Here is a 15106-nt window from a genome sequence, read left to right on the forward strand (position 1 = left end):
ACCTGCGAAAACGGTGTCGTTTTCTTGCACACACGCCGGAAAGTGACTGCGTAGTTCTTGGGTTGCCCACGGCAAAGCAATCACTTTCCGGCGAGGTGCATAAGTCGTGACGGGACAATTGGGCGCATGAACTGGAGAAAGCACATGCCTAAGTTCGATTGGTCCAAGGAACCGCCGAAGTGGAAGCTCGCCGCTTGGGCAATCATGTTCTTGCCGACCACCCTACTCGCCGCAGCGGTGGTGCTGAAGGCTTTGAAGTAATGGACGCCGGAGGCGGTAGGGGAGGATTGCGCATGTGGGTCAGGGCGCAACGGGCCACTGGCGGGTGGCGGCCCCGGCGATGGCACGCGGTGCCCCAAGTTGGTCCGTGGTGACGCCGTTGGTACTCGGGGATAACCACCCCCATGGCTCGCGGCTGCGCGGCACCTGCGGCCAGTTCTTGGGCGTGGGATCTTGGTCTACGATCGAGAGACGCAAGCACCCTGCACGCCTACATGCTCTTCAAAGCCCGCCCCTGCCCGTCCTGCAGCGCCGACCATGGACACAGCCGCTGGGCCGTAGCCAACAGCTCATACATGAAGGGTCTACGGTGCGCGCGATGCCGGGAAATCTTCTACCAGGCCGGCATGGGCGTCTGGTTCTGGTCGTTCGTACTGCTGCCGATCACACCCTTCTTTCTGATCCATTGGGGTGTGGGCCTACTGGCCATGGCGGTGGAGGTCGGGCTGGTGATGCTCTACATCAACCGCCGAAAGCCGTTGGTGGCCGCGCATCGTCGATATCCGTAGCCCAGATCTACGCAGAGGAAGACAACGACCGCAGTCCGCTCGAATCAATCAAGTACCCAGATGAGCTTCCGTCAGGGTTGCGCGCAAGTACAAACTGGAGCAGCCCGGCAGGCTCTGTAGACATGCCGGATACGAATGGCACTGATCGAAATTTCCCAGCCGCGTAGCGCACAGGGGACGTAGTTCGCACGACCTTCAGGCCGACGAGAAGCTCAAGAATCTCTCCCGATCGCGCACCATCGTCAATCTTCCACAAGCCGTTGGCATCGGTGTAGCTGAGGTGGCAACTGCGCTCCTCGCCGCCCTTCACGTGCGCGCGGACCGTATCTTGTACTAGGTCTGTATTCAGCAGGCGACGCACGAAAGCGTCCATAGACATTGGGCCAAGGCGGGTGGGAACAATGTCCGTCGCAGGAATAGGCAGTTGCTCCTTTGTGCCGCACGAAAACTGACACACAGCAGCGACGTCAAAGTTCATCGTTACTACATCGAACACTCCCGACCCTTCTAGAGCAGCGATCATGGGCCAGTCGGCGCCGCAAGCCTCTTCAACCGTAAGGGTTTCGATGCCAAGGAACTCGGCCTTTCGGAGAGCCGGCTTTGAGAAGCCACTTTCAGACACAAGGATCAGCTTGTCTGTTGCGAGGTTCTGGTGCTTCGCATACATCTTCTCGATCCAAGGTGTGTCCGCAGGCCGGCTCCAAGCAACCACTTCCAAGCTCAAGTGAACTTGATAGCTCGCGGTGTTGGAAATGATAATGACATCGACCTCACGCGACTCGCCCGTCACACGATCAAGCAACATGGCGGATTCAGCAACCTTCGCTTGTCCGGCCAGTGTTGCTGTGAGAAGTACGACCAAGCGCTGGAATGCATTTGTGCGAGCAGGCATTGGGCGTAGACGGAGAGTGAATAGGGATGCGGTCAGCAGCCGCGATACGAAGTCACTATTACGGCAGGTTCACCTACTGACCTTCGTTTGAACGGATGTACTGAAGCCACCTCTTGGCAACGCTGCGCACAAAAGACTCTGCCTCTCCTTTGGACATAGGGTTGCCCAACTTGGCTGCCTCTCCATGCGCATGCCTCGCCCAGTCACCAGACACTGAATCAAGATGCACCGCCTCCGCAAATCGATGGTACTGATTGTCAGAAATGCCGAACTGCTGACCGAAGGCCTTGGCGTTTGAGTTCGGCCCGCGCATCAGCTCATAAATTTTGAACAGCGTTACGCCTGTCTGCGCCTCGATGGCAAGCAACTCCAAGACCTTCGCAGCCTTGGGGTTGAAGTAGGCGGGTACGAGTTGAGACAGTTGCGAATCCAATTTCGCTTGGTACTCGGCCTCGGCCCTCTCCTCATGCCACGCCCTCAGTTCATCTTCTGACAACCCGGTCCGAGGGCTTACCGTCAGCGTGGCGTCGAAAAAGGTTGTGTGGGTATGAAGTACATCCTGAACTTCCAGGAACGCGTGGCGGGTTGCGGGATTTCTGGAGTAGTCGATGACGGAACCCAGTGCGAAGGAGGCGTCGATCCCGCCGACAAAGGAACTGCGCACCTTTTTGCCGATGTCGTAGACCTCAGTTGCTGTGGAACAGTCATTGATCCCAGGCGATGAGAAAGCAACATGTGGTGCCTCGTCTACGAGTTCGAAGCCAAGCTCATTGAGCAGATCCGCGAGATTCCTGCGTTCAAGCTGTGTGCCCTGCACTTCTATCGCCCACTTCAGTCGAAGTGCACCACCAGTGGCGGTAGAGAGTACTGACGTCACGAGCTTTTCCTTGACCATGCAAGCGCCACCGCCGCAGCCGCGCACACAAACAGCCCCACTACGAACAGGGCGGATCCGGTGGGATGCTTGTCCATCGTGGCGATGAGTGCCGCCAAGTTTTGAAAATCAATGCTCATGGTTGTTCTCTGTCCTGGCCTTAACAGCGACCAGATGAAGAAATGCTAGCCGGCAGACCAACGTACTCAATCACCCGCCGACCGGCACACCCATTTAGGCGACATGTGGTGTCGATGAAACATGCAAAAAAAACATTTAGACACATTTTGCAATGTGCAAGAGCGACCACCCCCTAGCCACAACCGCACACACCCGCGCTCGCTTCCTCCTGGTGCGACACGAAGGTGTAGCCCTTGGCTACGGGCCGAGCCTCAGACTCAAAACCGCATCAGCCGCAATTTGTTGACTGAAGCCCCCGCAGCCACCCAATGAGAGGGAAACACCTGCTCAGTATCTGAGCGACGCCCCTCACGCCGTCCGTCGCTTTCCCAAATATTTGGGATGGCTGCAATTGCCCGGGAGGATCATTGTCATGAAGGTAACAAGCCGTGTCGTCATTGTCTGGCGGCCGTGCATCTCTTTGCGCCTCAAGGAGCACCCATGAAGAACTGGTGTTTGGTTTTTGTAGCCGTGGCGCTAACCGGATGTCAGAGCATGACGAACCTGCCGTACGGTAAGCCTCTCTTAAACGGCGGCCGCCCGGGAGAGACAGGCATCGGCTACGGCTACTACCCACTCGACCCGCTTCCTTTGCAGGTTGATTCCAGCATGGACAAAGCCAAAATTCTGAAAGCCTTACCTGATGAGACCATCAGAATGGCAATAGGCGAGGTGAAGTCCGATGGTGGTATCTCGTTTGGTGCGACACGAGTTGGCGCGGCATCGAGAAGTTACGTGGTGATCGTCGACTACATGAAGTACACGACACAGATACTTCCAGCAAAAATTTCTGCACCTGACAAGGATGGTGCGAGAACGGCTTCAGTCGTTCAGGATGGCACCGCCGCCAACGCGATTATTCCGCTCTACGTTGGCATCGGCCTGCGAATGACAGCAAGCATTTATGTGGTGAGCGGCGAGGTCGATCTCGGCAGTCTGTTTGGTCTCGGAGCCGCAGCGAAGGCCAATCAAATTACCGGCACGTTGATAGTGCAAAACATGGGAATTGGCTCGAAAGAGGCGACAGACTTGCTTCCGATGCCCAACGCCATCAGCGATGCGTCTATCCAACAAGCCATCATTTCACTCGCATCCATCAAGACCAAAGTCTATGACGCGGCTGAACCAACACCACGCGTTTTGGGAATCTACAACACACTCGGGGGCAATCAAGAAACCATCAACGGGGTGATTGGGGGCATCTTGTCACATCCCATCGATTTCCCTCCAAAGGCACCTGTTGCGAAGACGAGTAGTGCAACTGTCGGTAGAGCAGGCGGGGCGGGGCAAGTCAACGCGGATAAGTAGCCCCATACCTGCCTCGCGTATTCGTGATTGGGCTGAGATCTTCCTGCCCTCTTCCACCACACCAACAAAAAAGCCGCCCCGAAGGGCGGCCTGTCTCCTCGGATCCGGGGAGTCAGCTCAGTGGAACTGCTCTTCCTCGGTGGACCCCGTCAGCGCCTTCACGCTAGAAGAACCACCCTGAATAACCGTGGTCACGTCGTCGAAGTAACCCGCGCCCACTTCCTGCTGGTGCGACACGAAGGTGTAGCCCTTGTCGCGTGCGGCGAATTCGGGTTCCTGCACCATTTCCGTGTAGTGCTTCATGCCTTCGCCGCGGGCGTACGCATGGGCGAACTGGAAGGTGTTGAACCAGTTGATGTGGATGCCGGCCAGCGTGATGAACTGGTACTTGTAGCCCAGCGCGGCCAGGTCTTCCTGGAACGAGGCGATCTGCTTGTCGTTGAGGTTCTTCTTCCAGTTGAACGAGGGCGAGCAGTTGTACGACAGCAGCTTGCCGGGGCAGGCGGCTTGCACGGCTTGCGCGAATTCGCGGGCGAAGCCGATGTCGGGCACGCCGGTTTCGCACCACACGAGGTCGGCGTACGGGGCGTAGGCCACGCCACGGCTGATGGCTTGCTCCAGGCCGTTCTTCACGCGGTAGAAGCCTTCCTGCGTGCGCTCGCCGGTGAGGAAGGGCTTGTCGTTGGCGTCGTGGTCGCTGGTGATCAGGTTGGCGGCTTCGGCATCGGTTCGGGCCAGCACGATGGTGGACACACCCATCACGTCGGCGGCGAAGCGCGCGGCGATCAGCTTCTCGCAAGCCTCTTGCGTGGGCACGAGCACTTTGCCGCCCATGTGGCCGCATTTCTTCACGGCGGCCAGCTGGTCTTCGAAGTGCACGCCCGCAGCACCGGCGGCGATCATGTTCTTCATGAGTTCGAAGGCGTTGAGCACGCCGCCGAAGCCGGCTTCCGCATCGGCCACGATGGGCAGGAAGTAGTCGATGAACTCAGGGCTGCCCGGCTCGATGCCACGGCCCCACTGGATTTCGTCGGCGCGCTTGAAGGTGTTGTTGATGCGGCGGACCATGGTGGGCACCGAGTCGTAGGCGTAGAGCGACTGGTCGGGGTACATGGTTTCCGAGGTGTTGCCGTCGGCGGCGACTTGCCAGCCCGAGAGGTACACGGCTTCCAGGCCGGCCTTGGCCTGTTGCATGGCCTGGCCGGCGGAGATGGCGCCGAAGGCGTTCACGTAGCCCTTCTTGGCGCCACCGTTGACCTTGTCCCAAAGTTTCTCGGCGCCGCGCTTGGCCAGCGTGTGCTCGATCTGCATGCTGCCGCGCAGGCGCACGACGTCGGCGGCGCTGTAGCCGCGCTTCACACCCTTCCAGCGCGGGTTGGTCGCCCAGTCTTTCTCCAGGGCTTCGATCTGTTGGGCGCGGCTCAGTTGCTCGGTCAGGGATTGCGGCATTTGAATACTCCGTGAGGTTGATGGATCGGGGCGGCTGGCTTGCATGCAAACGCGGTGCCGTTGAGAAGACTTTAAGTCTTATAGAAGAGTTTTGGAAGCTCTTATGTCTTATATAAGATAAAAAATTTCTTGTTGTTTTTCAAAGAACTATTTCTCAAATTTCTCGATGTAGAAATCCGTTTCTTGCATTGAGAAATTTTCTTGCGCCGCAACATTTTATGTTTTCATATTGCAAAACAAACATCTCTCATCCCGGAATACCCTGAAACGCTTCAGGCATGATGCGACCCACTTTCGTGCACACCCGTCAAAAACCGTGACTTCCCCGAACCGTTGGTGGGCCTATGCGTGCCTGGCCTTGAGCATGTCGCTGGTGGGCAGCTATGTGGCCCTCTCCAAGCCCCTGGTGCTGGTGTTCCCTGTGTTCCTGCTGGCCTGGCTGCGCTTTGGCATCGGCGGCCTGGCGATGTGGAACTGGTTGAAGAGGCCGGCCGACGAACCGCCGATGTCGCCACGCACGCGCGGCCTGCTGTTCCTCGAATCGTTCCTGGGCAACTTCCTGTTCTCCATCTGCATGCTGTTCGGCGTGAGCCTGACCACCGCTGTGGCCGCGGGCGTGGTGATGTCGTCCATCCCGGCCGTGGTGGCCTTGCTGAGCTGGCTGTTCCTGCGCGAGCGCATCGGCTGGCGCAGCGCGGCCGGCATTGCCTGCGCGGCGCTGGGCATCGGCCTGTTCTCGCTGCAGAAGGTGGACGCCGGCGCGGTGGTGGCCGACACCAGCGGCCCGTTCGGCATCAGCAAGGCGCTGCTGGGCAACCTGCTGGTGTTCGCCGCCGTGGTGTGCGAGGCCTCTTATGTGGTGATCGGCAAGCACCTCACCGAGGGCCTGGGGCCCAAGCGCATCTCGGCCATCATCAACCTCTGGGGTTTCGCGCTGGTCACGCCGTTCGGCCTGTGGGCGGCGTGGACGTTCGACTTCTCCACCGTCGCCCTGCCCGTCTGGGGCCTGCTGGTGTTCTACGCGCTGGCCGCGAGCGTGTGGACGGTGTGGCTGTGGATGACCGGGCTCAAGACGGTGCCCGCTTCGCAGGCTGGTGTGTTCACCGTGATGCTGCCGATCAGCGCGGCGGCCATCGGCGTGTTGTTCATGGGCGAGCGGTTGTCGCTCCTGCAGGGCGTGGCGTTCGGCATCGCCCTGCTCGGCCTGGTGCTGGCGCACCCTGCCCGGCCGCGCCGCGCCCAAGGCCTGAGCGTTTTTCAGAGACACCAGAGGCCGGTGGGCTGGGTGATGCCCATCCACAGCGCCCAGCCCGAAGTGACGGCCAGGGCCAGCCCGGCCAGGCGGATGCCCCAGCCACCCGAACGCGCGCCGCGCAGGCGCAGCAGCAGCCACGGCCCGGCGGTGAGCGAGACCGAGGTTCCGATGGAGAACAGGGCCATGATGGCCGCGCCTTCCAGCGCGTTGGCCGAGAGCGAGGCCACCAGCAGCGCCGAGTACAGCAGGCCACAAGGCATGAGCGCCCAGGCCACGCCCAGCACCACCGGCGCGCGCGGCCCCAGTTTCACCATGGCGGGCCGGGCGCGGCGCCACACCTGCTGCCCGAGGTTCTCGATCCAGGCCGGTTGGCGCGCGCGCCAGAGCAGCGCCGCGCCCAGGAGCAGCGCGGCCACATGGAACATGGTCCACACCGGCCGCAGCACCGCGGTGTTCGTGCCCAGCCAGGCCAGGCCTTGCACCGAGCCGGCCGCGAAGGCGCCGAACAGCGCGTAACCCAGCATACGGCTCGCCTGAAAACCCAGCAGGGCCTGCGTGCTGCGCGCGCCGGCCGCGCGACCGATGCCGGCGCAGGCCGCGCCGCACATGCGCAACGCAGTGCGGGCCGCCCACCAGGCCCATGAAGAGCGCCGTGATCGCCATGGAGGTTTGCATGGTGGGCGCCCGCGCCGGCCTCAGATGATGCGCGAGAAGCGCGCTCGGTCGAGGTCGACCTGCAGGTTCTTGTCGAACACCATGGCGATGGCGCGCACCAGGAACCAGCCGGCCTCGGTGACCTGGATGCCGGTCGGGCTCAGGCACACCAGGCCCTCTGCGGCCAGGCCTTCGAGCACCTCGAGTTCGCGCGCGAAGTGGCTCTTGAAGCTGATCAGGTGGCCGAGTTCGATCGACTCGAACTGCACCTCGCCCTGGCACATGAGCGCCATGATCACCGCGCGGCGCAAGAGGTCGTCGCGCGTGAGCGCGAGCCCGCGCACGATGGGCAGGCGGCCCTGGTCGAGCAGGTCGCGGTATTCCTCCAGCGTCTTGGCGTTCTGGCTGTAGGTGGCACCGATGCGCCCGATGGCGGACACGCCGAGCGCGATCAGGTCGCAGTCGGGCTGCGTGCTGTAGCCCTGGAAGTTGCGGTGCAGGCGCCCCTGGCGCTTGGCGACCGCGAGCGCGTCGTTGGGCAGCGCGAAGTGGTCCATGCCCACGTAGACATAGCCGGCGTCGATCAGCGCATCGAGCGACATCGACAACATGCCGAGCTTGTCGCCCGCGCTGGGCAGCTCGGCCGCCGAGATGCGCCGCTGCGGTTTGAAGCGCGACGGCAGGTGGGCGTAGGCGTAGAGCGCGATGCGGTCGGGCCGCAGCTCGTTCACCTGCGCCAGCGTGCGCGCGAAGGACGCGGGGGTCTGCAGCGGCAGGCCGTAGATCAGGTCCACGTTGACCGACTCGAAGCCGATGCGGCGCGCCGCGGCCACCAGCGCGAACACCTGCTCGGCGGGCTGCACGCGGTGCACGGCCTTCTGCACCGCGGGGTCGAAGTCCTGCACGCCGAAGCTCAGGCGGTTGAAGCCCAGGCGGGCCAGGGTCCTCAGGCGGTCCTCGGTCACGGTGCGCGGGTCCACCTCCACCGAGTACTCGCCGCCGGGCGCGAGCGTGAAGTGGCGCCGCAGCATGGCCATAAGTTCTTCGAGCTCGGCATCGGAGAGGAAGGTGGGCGTGCCGCCGCCCAGGTGCAGTTGCGACACGCTGTGGCCCTGGCCCAGGTGCGCCACCTGCAGCTCCACCTCGCGCGCCAGGTAGCGCAGGTACTCGGCCGCGCGCGAATGGTGTTTGGTGATGACCTTGTTGCAGGCGCAGTAGTAGCAGACCGATTCGCAGAACGGGATGTGCACGTACAGGGACAGCGGCAGGGCCATCGAGCCCGCGCGGCGCTGTTGCAGCGCCTGGATGTAGTCGTTTTCGGTGAACGCCTCCACGAACCGGTCGGCGGTGGGGTAAGAGGTGTAGCGCGGCCCCGGCACGTCAAAACGCTTCAGCAGCTCCTCGGAAATGGCGTGGCTCAAGATCGAATCTCCATCAAGGCCCTCACTGTGCGACAGAGTGTCTGGAATTCCCTTGATCCTGGTCAAAAGGTGGTGAACTGATCCGATGCCGGGGCGTGAAGTCGACACCGTGGGGGGTATGCTGTAACCTTTTGCGAATCCGGACTTTTCTAATGGACGCTCAAAGCATCAAAGTCGCCTGCTCGAGCTGCAACCTGCGCGAGCTGTGCTTGCCCATGGGCTTGAACCCCGACGAGATGGACAAGCTGGACAAGGTGATCTCCAAGCGCCGCCGCATCAAGCGCGGCACGGCGTTGTTCAGCGTGGGGGGACAAGTTCACGTCGCTGTACGCCGTGCGCTCGGGCTTCTTCAAGACCTGCGTGACCACGGCGGACGGCCGCGATCAGGTGACCGGCTTCCAGATGACGGGCGAGATCATCGGCCTGGACGGCATCGTGAGCGACCACCATTCCTGCAACGCGGTGGCGCTGGAAGATGCCGAGGTCTGCGTGATGCCGTTCGACCAGGTCGAAGAGCTGTCGCGCGAATTCACCACCCTGCAGCACCACGTGCACAAGATCATGAGCCGCGAGATCGTGCGCGACCACGGCGTGATGCTGCTGCTGGGCAGCATGCGCGCCGAAGAGCGCCTGGCGGCCTTCCTGCTCAACCTGGTGCAGCGCCTGCATGCGCGCGGCTTCTCGCAGTCCGAGCTGGTGCTGCGCATGACGCGCGAAGAGATCGGCAGCTACCTCGGCATGAAGCTCGAGACGGTGAGCCGCACCTTCTCCAAGTTCGTGGAGGACGGCATCATCGATGTGAAGCAGCGCTACGTGCACATCAAGAACACCGACGGCCTGCGCCGCATCGTCAATCCTCAGACTTGCGGATGACGAGCAGCGCGGTCAGCGCGCTCGACACCGCCGTCACCCCCCAGAAGACGAAGAAGGCCACGGTGTAGACCGCCTGGCGCGACCAGTCCAGCGGCTGGCCGAACCAGTGCAGGTCGCCCGGGTCCACCATCGCGAAGACCAGCATTTCCAGCACCGCCGCGAGCAGGAAAGCCGGCCAGGCGATGCCCATCCAGTGGCGCGCCTGCACCTCAGCGCTCCGGTTGAGGCACCACCGGCGAAGCCGCGTGGTTGCGCGCCTGGTGCGCGGGCTGCAGCTTGATCAGCGCCTCGGCCTTCGCCTGCCCTTCCAGCGCCAGCGCGGCTTCGCGGTCGCGCTCGAACACGGCCTTGTCGAGCACCGGGTCGGCGTTGTGGACGGCGATGAAGGCGGTGATGAGGCTGGCCACCACCACCACCAGCGGGCCACCCACCACCAGCCACATGTGTGGGACGCGCCACCAGGACACCGGCGGCACGGAGGCCGCCACGGCGGGAGAGCTGGATGGGTTCATGAGAGAGCTCCTTCGGGAAGATGGATCGGATCAGCGCGGCACGAGGAAGGCCGCCTTTTCGGAGACGTGGATCGATTCGTCGCCGATGGCGCGGATGTCGAAACGGATCGGGTGCGAGCCGGGGCTCGCGGCATCGGGCGGGATCTGCACCCGCACCGCCACCGCACGCACCTCGGTGGAGAGCACCTCCACCTCGGCGCTGGAATCCAGTGCGATGCCGGGCAGGCCGGAGACACCGATGGCGTAGCGCTGCGGCGACTCGGTGGCGTTCATGATCTGCAGGCGGAACACGTTCTCGATGCGGCCCTGCTCCACCATGCGGGCCAGGGCGCCGCGGTCGCGGATCACGTCCACCTTGAGTGGCGTGCGCATGTAAAGGCTCAGGCCCACGGCCAGGGTGATGGCGCCGAGGATCGCGGTGTAGATCAGCACGCGCGGGCGCAAGGCGCGCCGCAGCATCTGCCGCGTGGTCCAGCCGTTGTCCAGGCCGTTCTCGGTGGAGAAGCGGATCAGCCCGCGTGGGTAGCCCACCTTGTCCATCACGTCGTCGCACACGTCGATGCAGGCCGCGCAGCCGATGCAGTCGGACTGCAGGCCGTTGCGGATGTCGATGCCGGTGGGGCACACCTGCACGCACAGCGTGCAGTCCACGCACGAGCCCAGCCCCAGGGCCTTGGGGTCGGCCTTCTTCGAGCGCGGGCCGCGCGGTTCACCGCGCCGCGTGTCGTAGGTGACGATCATGGTGTCCCGGTCGAACATCGCGCTCTGGAAGCGCGCGTAGGGGCACATGTACTTGCAGACCTGCTCGCGCAGGAAGCCGGCGTTGCCGTAGGTGGCGAAGCCGTAGAAGAAGATCCAGAACAGTTGCCAGGGCCCGAGCGCGGCGGCCACCGAGAGCGCGCCCAGTTCGCGGATGGGCGTGAAGTAGCCGACGAAGGTGAAGCCGGTCCAGAGCGAGAAAGCGATCCACAGCGCGTGCTTGAGCGAGCGCTTGCCCAGCTTGCTGGCGGACAGGGCGGACTGGTCCAGCCGCAGGCGGGCCGAGCGTTCGCCCTCCACCTTCTTCTCGATCCACAGGAAGATTTCGGTGTAGACCGTCTGCGGGCAGGCGAAGCCGCACCACAGGCGGCCGGCCACGGCGGTGAACAGGAACAGCGCGAAGGCGCAGATGACCAGCAGGCCGGTGAGGTAGATGAAGTCCTGCGGGTAGAGCACCAGCCCGAAGATGTAGAAGCGGCGCGCCTCCAGGTCGAACAGCACGGCCTGGCGCGCGTTCCACTCCAGCCAGGGCAGCCCGTAGAAAACGAGCTGCGTGATCCAGACCATGACCCAGCGCCAGTTGGCAAACAGGCCCTGGACCGATCTCGGCTGGATCTTCTCGCGCGCGGCGTACAGGGACACCATCGTCTCGTCATCGACGGGGACGATGGGAATGGGGGCTCTGGGCTTGCTGGACGGACTGGTCACGTGGTGCAAATCGATCAGTTGCCGGCCGCTGCCGCCGCGCCGCCCTTGTTGGACAGGCCCCAGACGTAGGCGCTCAGCACATGGATCTGGTCCGCGTTGAGCTTGCCGGCCTGTGCCGGCATCTGGTTGTTGAAGCCCTTGGTGATGGCGCGCACCACGGCGTCTTCGCCCCAGCCGTGCAGCCAGGTGTTGTCGCTCAGGTTGGGCGCGCCCATGGCGGTGTTGCCTTTGCCGTCCGCACCGTGGCAGGCGGCACAGGCCGCAAAGCCGGCGCGGCCCAGCGCGGCGCGCACCGAGTCGTGCGGGCTGCCCGAGAGGCTGAGCACGAAGTGGGCGACGTTGCGCACGTCGTCCGGCGTGCCGACGGCGGCGGCCATGGGCGGCATGACGCCGTTGCGGCCCTGGGTGATGGTGGCCTTGATCGCCTCCGGCTCACCGCCCCAGAGCCAGTCGCGGTCGGTCAGGTTGGGGAAGCTGCGCGCGCCGCGCGCGTCCGAGCCGTGGCACTGGGCGCAGTTGTTCATGAACAGGCGCTCGCCGATGGCGATGGCCGAGGCATCGCCCGCGAGCTGTTGCGGCGTCATGCCATTGAACTGCGCGTAGATCGGCGCGATGGCCTTCTCGACCTTGGCCGCCTCGGCCTTGTGCTGGCCGTCGGACGACCAGCCCAGCAGGCCCTGGTACTTGCCGAAGGTCGGGTACAGCAGGCCGTAGGCGATCGAGAACACGCAGGTGATGATGAAGAGGTAGACCCACCACTTGGGCAGCGGGTTGTTCATCTCGCGCAGGTCGCCGTCCCACACGTGGCCGGTGGTGTTGTCGGCCGTGGCCTTGACCTTGGTGGTGCCGCTGATCCAGAGCAGGACCAGGCAGGCGATGATGCTGACCACGGTCAGCACGGCCACGTACCAGTTCCAGAATTCGCTGGTGAAGTCGCTCATGACGGTTCTTTCGTGCTGTCGGTGGTGGCTTCGTCCTGGAACGGCAGCATCGCTGCCTCGTCGAAGCGGGACTGGTTGCGCCGGGCCCAGGCCCAGGCCACGATGCCCAGGAAGGTCATCAGGCTGATCACGGTGACGGCGCTGCGCAGGTCATTGATGTCCATGTGATGTTCTCCTTGGCACTCACTTGATGGCGGTGCCCAGCACCTGCAGGTAGGCGATGAGGGCTTCCATCTCGGTCTTGCCCTTCACGTCGGCCTGGGATGCGGCGATCTCTTCGTCGGTGTAGGGCGCGCCCAGGGTGCGCAGCACTTCCATGCGCTTGGGCAGGCCGGCCTCGTTCACGGTCTTCTTCTCCAGCCAGGGGTAAGCCGGCATGTTGGACTCGGGCACGAGGTCACGCGGGTTGTTCAGGTGGATGCGGTGCCATTCGTCGCTGTAGCGCCCGCCCACGCGCGCCAGGTCGGGGCCGGTGCGCTTGCTGCCCCACTGGAAGGGCCGGTCGTAGACGAATTCGCCGGCCACCGAGTAGTGGCCGTAGCGCAGCGTCTCGGCCTGGAAGGGGCGGATCATCTGCGAGTGGCAGTTGTAGCAACCCTCGCGCACATACACGTCGCGCCCGGCGATCTGCAGCGCGCTGTAGGGCTTGAGGCCCTCCACCGGCTGCGTGGTGGACTTCTGGAAGAACAGCGGAACGATCTCGACCAGACCACCGACCGCGATCACCAGCACGATGAGCACGATCATCAGGAAGTTGTTGGTCTCGATCCGCTCGTGGGTGAAACCCTGGGGCTTGTTGTTGTCGGCCATGGTTGTGGCTCCTCAGGCGTGGGCGGGGTTGAGAGCGGGAATGCGGACGTCTTCCACGCGGCCGTTGCGCGCGGTCATCACCGTGTTCCACAGCATCACGCCCATGCCGGCCAGGTAGAGCACGCCACCGAGCAGGCGGATGACGTAGAACGGGAAGGTGGCCTTGACCGATTCGACGAAGGTGTAGGTCAGGCTGCCGTCGGGGTTGATGGCGCGCCACATCAGGCCCTGCATCACACCGGCGATCCACATCGCGGCGATGTAGAGCACGATGCCCAGGGTGGCGATCCAGAAGTGCAGCTCGATGGCGGGCACCGAGTACATCTTCTTCTGGCCGTACAGGCGCGGAATCAGGTAGTACATGGAACCCATGGTCACCAGGCCCACCCAGCCGAGCGCGCCGGAGTGCACGTGGCCCACGGTCCAGTCGGTGTAGTGCGAGAGCGCGTTGACCGTCTTGATCGACATCATCGGACCCTCGAAGGTCGACATGCCGTAGAACGAGAGCGAGACGATCAGGAAACGCAGGATGGGGTCGTCGCGCAGTTTGTGCCAGGCGCCCGAGAGCGTCATGATGCCGTTGATCATGCCGCCCCAGCTGGGCGCGAGCAGGATGAGCGAAAACACCATGCCCACCGATTGCGTCCAGTCCGGCAGCGCGGTGTAGTGCAGGTGGTGCGGGCCGGCCCACATGTAGGTGAAGATCAGCGCCCAGAAGTGCACGATGGACAGGCGGTACGAGTACACCGGGCGCTCGGCCTGCTTCGGAATGAAGTAATACATCATCCCGAGGAAGCCGGCGGTGAGGAAGAAGCCCACGGCGTTGTGGCCGTACCACCACTGCACCATCGCGTCCTGCACGCCGGCGTAGGCCGAGTAGCTCTTGAAGAGGTCCACCGGCAGCGCGGCGCTGTTGACGATGTGCAGCACGGCCACGGCCAGGATGAAGGCGCCGAAGAACCAGTTGGCCACGTAGATGTGGCGCACCTTGCGCAGGCCGATGGTGCCGAAGAACACGATGGCGTAGGCCACCCACACGAGGGTGATGAGCACGTCGATCGGCCACTCCAGTTCGGCGTATTCCTTGCCGGAGGTCATGCCCATGGGCAGCGAGACCACGGCCAGCAGGATCACGGCCTGCCAGCCCCAGAAGGTGAAGGCGGCGAGCTGCCCGCCGAACAGCCGCACCTGGCAGGTGCGCTGCACCACGTAGTAGCTGGCGGCGAACAAGCCGCAACCGCCGAAGGCGAAGATCACCGCGTTGGTGTGCAGCGGCCGCAGGCGGCCGTAGGACAGCCACTCGACGCCCAGGTTGAGCGCCGGCCAGGTCAGCTGCGCGGCGATGATCACGCCCACCAGCATCCCCACCACGCCCCAGACCACCGTCATGATGGCGAACTGCCGAACGACTTTGTCGTTGTAGACCGCCGACTGGCTGGCCCTGTTGGTCACGGACATACACATACTCCTTGCCAATGTCACTGCCGACAGTGTGCGCAGGGAGTTCCTGTTTGGCCTTGACCTAGGTCAAGCGCGCCCTCAATCGCCCTTGAGGATGCGCTCGCCTTCGCGTTCGATGTTGTCGAACTGCCCCGCCTGGAGCGCCCACCAGAACACGCCGATGATGCCGAACACGAGCAGCACGGACAGCGGGATCAGGAGGTAGAGGATGTCCATCGAAA

Annotated in this window: 16 protein-coding genes and 2 pseudogenes; 4 read left to right on the forward strand and 14 right to left on the reverse strand. The window is 63.4% G+C overall.

The window, feature by feature from the left end; genetic code table 11:
- Positions 1–494 precede the first annotated feature (494 nt).
- Positions 495–788, forward strand: coding sequence for a hypothetical protein (locus ACFJI0_RS12410; protein WP_382325228.1), 294 nt, complete (start codon positions 495–497; stop codon positions 786–788).
- A gap of 7 nt (positions 789–795) precedes the next feature.
- Here the strand turns inward: ACFJI0_RS12410 and ACFJI0_RS12415 are convergent, their stop codons facing one another.
- The 3 genes from ACFJI0_RS12415 to ACFJI0_RS12425 all read right to left on the reverse strand — a co-directional run bounded on the left by ACFJI0_RS12415 (position 796) and on the right by ACFJI0_RS12425 (position 2694).
- Positions 796–1593, reverse strand: coding sequence for a hypothetical protein (locus ACFJI0_RS12415; RefSeq protein WP_382325230.1), 798 nt, complete (start codon positions 1591–1593; stop codon positions 796–798).
- Positions 1594–1753: 160 nt separating this feature from the next.
- Entirely contained in the window at positions 1754–2575 is an 822-nt protein-coding gene (locus tag ACFJI0_RS12420) for a hypothetical protein (RefSeq protein ID WP_382325232.1), read from the reverse strand.
- On the reverse strand, positions 2554–2694 hold the full coding sequence (locus tag ACFJI0_RS12425) for a hypothetical protein (RefSeq protein ID WP_382325234.1): 141 nt from the start codon (positions 2692–2694) through the stop codon (positions 2554–2556). Before ACFJI0_RS12425 ends, ACFJI0_RS12420 begins: the two co-directional genes overlap by 22 nt.
- A 535-nt stretch (positions 2695–3229) precedes the next feature.
- Here ACFJI0_RS12425 and ACFJI0_RS12430 point away from each other — a divergent pair.
- Complete coding sequence (locus tag ACFJI0_RS12430) at positions 3230–4042, forward strand: hypothetical protein (RefSeq protein WP_382325236.1); 813 nt, start codon at positions 3230–3232, stop codon at positions 4040–4042.
- A gap of 117 nt (positions 4043–4159) precedes the next feature.
- Here ACFJI0_RS12430 and aceA read toward each other — a convergent pair whose 3' ends face one another.
- The gene (aceA, locus tag ACFJI0_RS12435) at positions 4160–5491 is read right to left on the reverse strand and encodes an isocitrate lyase (protein ID WP_382325238.1); all 1332 of its coding nucleotides are present in this window, start codon (positions 5489–5491) and stop codon (positions 4160–4162) included.
- A gap of 364 nt (positions 5492–5855) precedes the next feature.
- Between aceA and ACFJI0_RS12440 the strand changes: the two are divergent.
- Positions 5856–6644 (forward strand): annotated as a pseudogene (locus ACFJI0_RS12440) (DMT family transporter); the annotation flags it as partial.
- A gap of 104 nt (positions 6645–6748) precedes the next feature.
- On the opposite strand, the gene ACFJI0_RS12445 reads toward ACFJI0_RS12440, so the two are convergent.
- Together ACFJI0_RS12445 and hemN are read right to left on the reverse strand one after the other, a co-directional pair.
- Entirely contained in the window at positions 6749–7354 is a 606-nt protein-coding gene (locus tag ACFJI0_RS12445; RefSeq protein WP_382325629.1) for a sulfite exporter TauE/SafE family protein, read from the reverse strand.
- 87 nt (positions 7355–7441) lie between these two features.
- On the reverse strand, positions 7442–8821 hold the full coding sequence (gene hemN / locus ACFJI0_RS12450; RefSeq protein ID WP_382325240.1) for an oxygen-independent coproporphyrinogen III oxidase: 1380 nt from the start codon (positions 8819–8821) through the stop codon (positions 7442–7444).
- Between the two features lie 152 nt (positions 8822–8973).
- Here hemN and fnr point away from each other — a divergent pair.
- Positions 8974–9694: pseudogene (fnr, locus tag ACFJI0_RS12455) on the forward strand (fumarate/nitrate reduction transcriptional regulator Fnr).
- Here fnr and ACFJI0_RS12460 read toward each other — a convergent pair.
- From ACFJI0_RS12460 to ccoS, 8 genes are all read right to left on the reverse strand, one after another.
- Positions 9672–9884, reverse strand: coding sequence for a hypothetical protein (locus ACFJI0_RS12460; protein WP_382325631.1), 213 nt, complete (start codon positions 9882–9884; stop codon positions 9672–9674). The pseudogene fnr and the gene ACFJI0_RS12460 overlap by 23 nt on opposite strands.
- 19 nt (positions 9885–9903) lie before the next feature.
- Positions 9904–10206: a nitrogen fixation protein FixH gene (locus ACFJI0_RS12465; RefSeq protein ID WP_382325242.1), complete on the reverse strand. Its 303-nt coding sequence runs from the start codon at positions 10204–10206 to the stop codon at positions 9904–9906.
- A 30-nt stretch (positions 10207–10236) separates the two neighbouring features.
- Positions 10237–11610 (reverse strand): cytochrome c oxidase accessory protein CcoG, encoded by a 1374-nt coding sequence (gene ccoG / locus ACFJI0_RS12470; RefSeq protein ID WP_382325633.1) that lies wholly within the window; start codon positions 11608–11610, stop codon positions 10237–10239.
- 77 nt (positions 11611–11687) lie between these two features.
- Positions 11688–12614, reverse strand: coding sequence for a cytochrome-c oxidase, cbb3-type subunit III (gene ccoP / locus ACFJI0_RS12475; protein ID WP_382325244.1), 927 nt, complete (start codon positions 12612–12614; stop codon positions 11688–11690).
- The gene (locus tag ACFJI0_RS12480; RefSeq protein WP_382157313.1) at positions 12611–12778 is read right to left on the reverse strand and encodes a cbb3-type cytochrome oxidase subunit 3; all 168 of its coding nucleotides are present in this window, start codon (positions 12776–12778) and stop codon (positions 12611–12613) included. Before ACFJI0_RS12480 ends, ccoP begins: the two co-directional genes overlap by 4 nt.
- 19 nt (positions 12779–12797) lie before the next feature.
- On the reverse strand, positions 12798–13424 hold the full coding sequence (gene ccoO, locus ACFJI0_RS12485) for a cytochrome-c oxidase, cbb3-type subunit II (protein WP_291118216.1): 627 nt from the start codon (positions 13422–13424) through the stop codon (positions 12798–12800).
- Between the two features lie 12 nt (positions 13425–13436).
- Positions 13437–14882, reverse strand: a complete 1446-nt coding sequence (gene ccoN / locus ACFJI0_RS12490) for a cytochrome-c oxidase, cbb3-type subunit I (RefSeq protein ID WP_382325246.1) — start codon at positions 14880–14882, stop codon at positions 13437–13439.
- Between the two features lie 81 nt (positions 14883–14963).
- Positions 14964–15101 carry a cbb3-type cytochrome oxidase assembly protein CcoS gene (gene ccoS, locus ACFJI0_RS12495; protein WP_204735344.1) on the reverse strand — a complete coding sequence of 46 codons (138 nt, stop codon included), beginning with the start codon at positions 15099–15101 and terminating at the stop codon, positions 14964–14966.
- Between the last annotated feature and the right edge of the window lie 5 nt (positions 15102–15106).

It is taken from the genome of Hydrogenophaga sp. UC242_53 (genome assembly GCF_042696965.1).
Lineage (GTDB): Bacteria > Pseudomonadota > Gammaproteobacteria > Burkholderiales > Burkholderiaceae_C > Hydrogenophaga.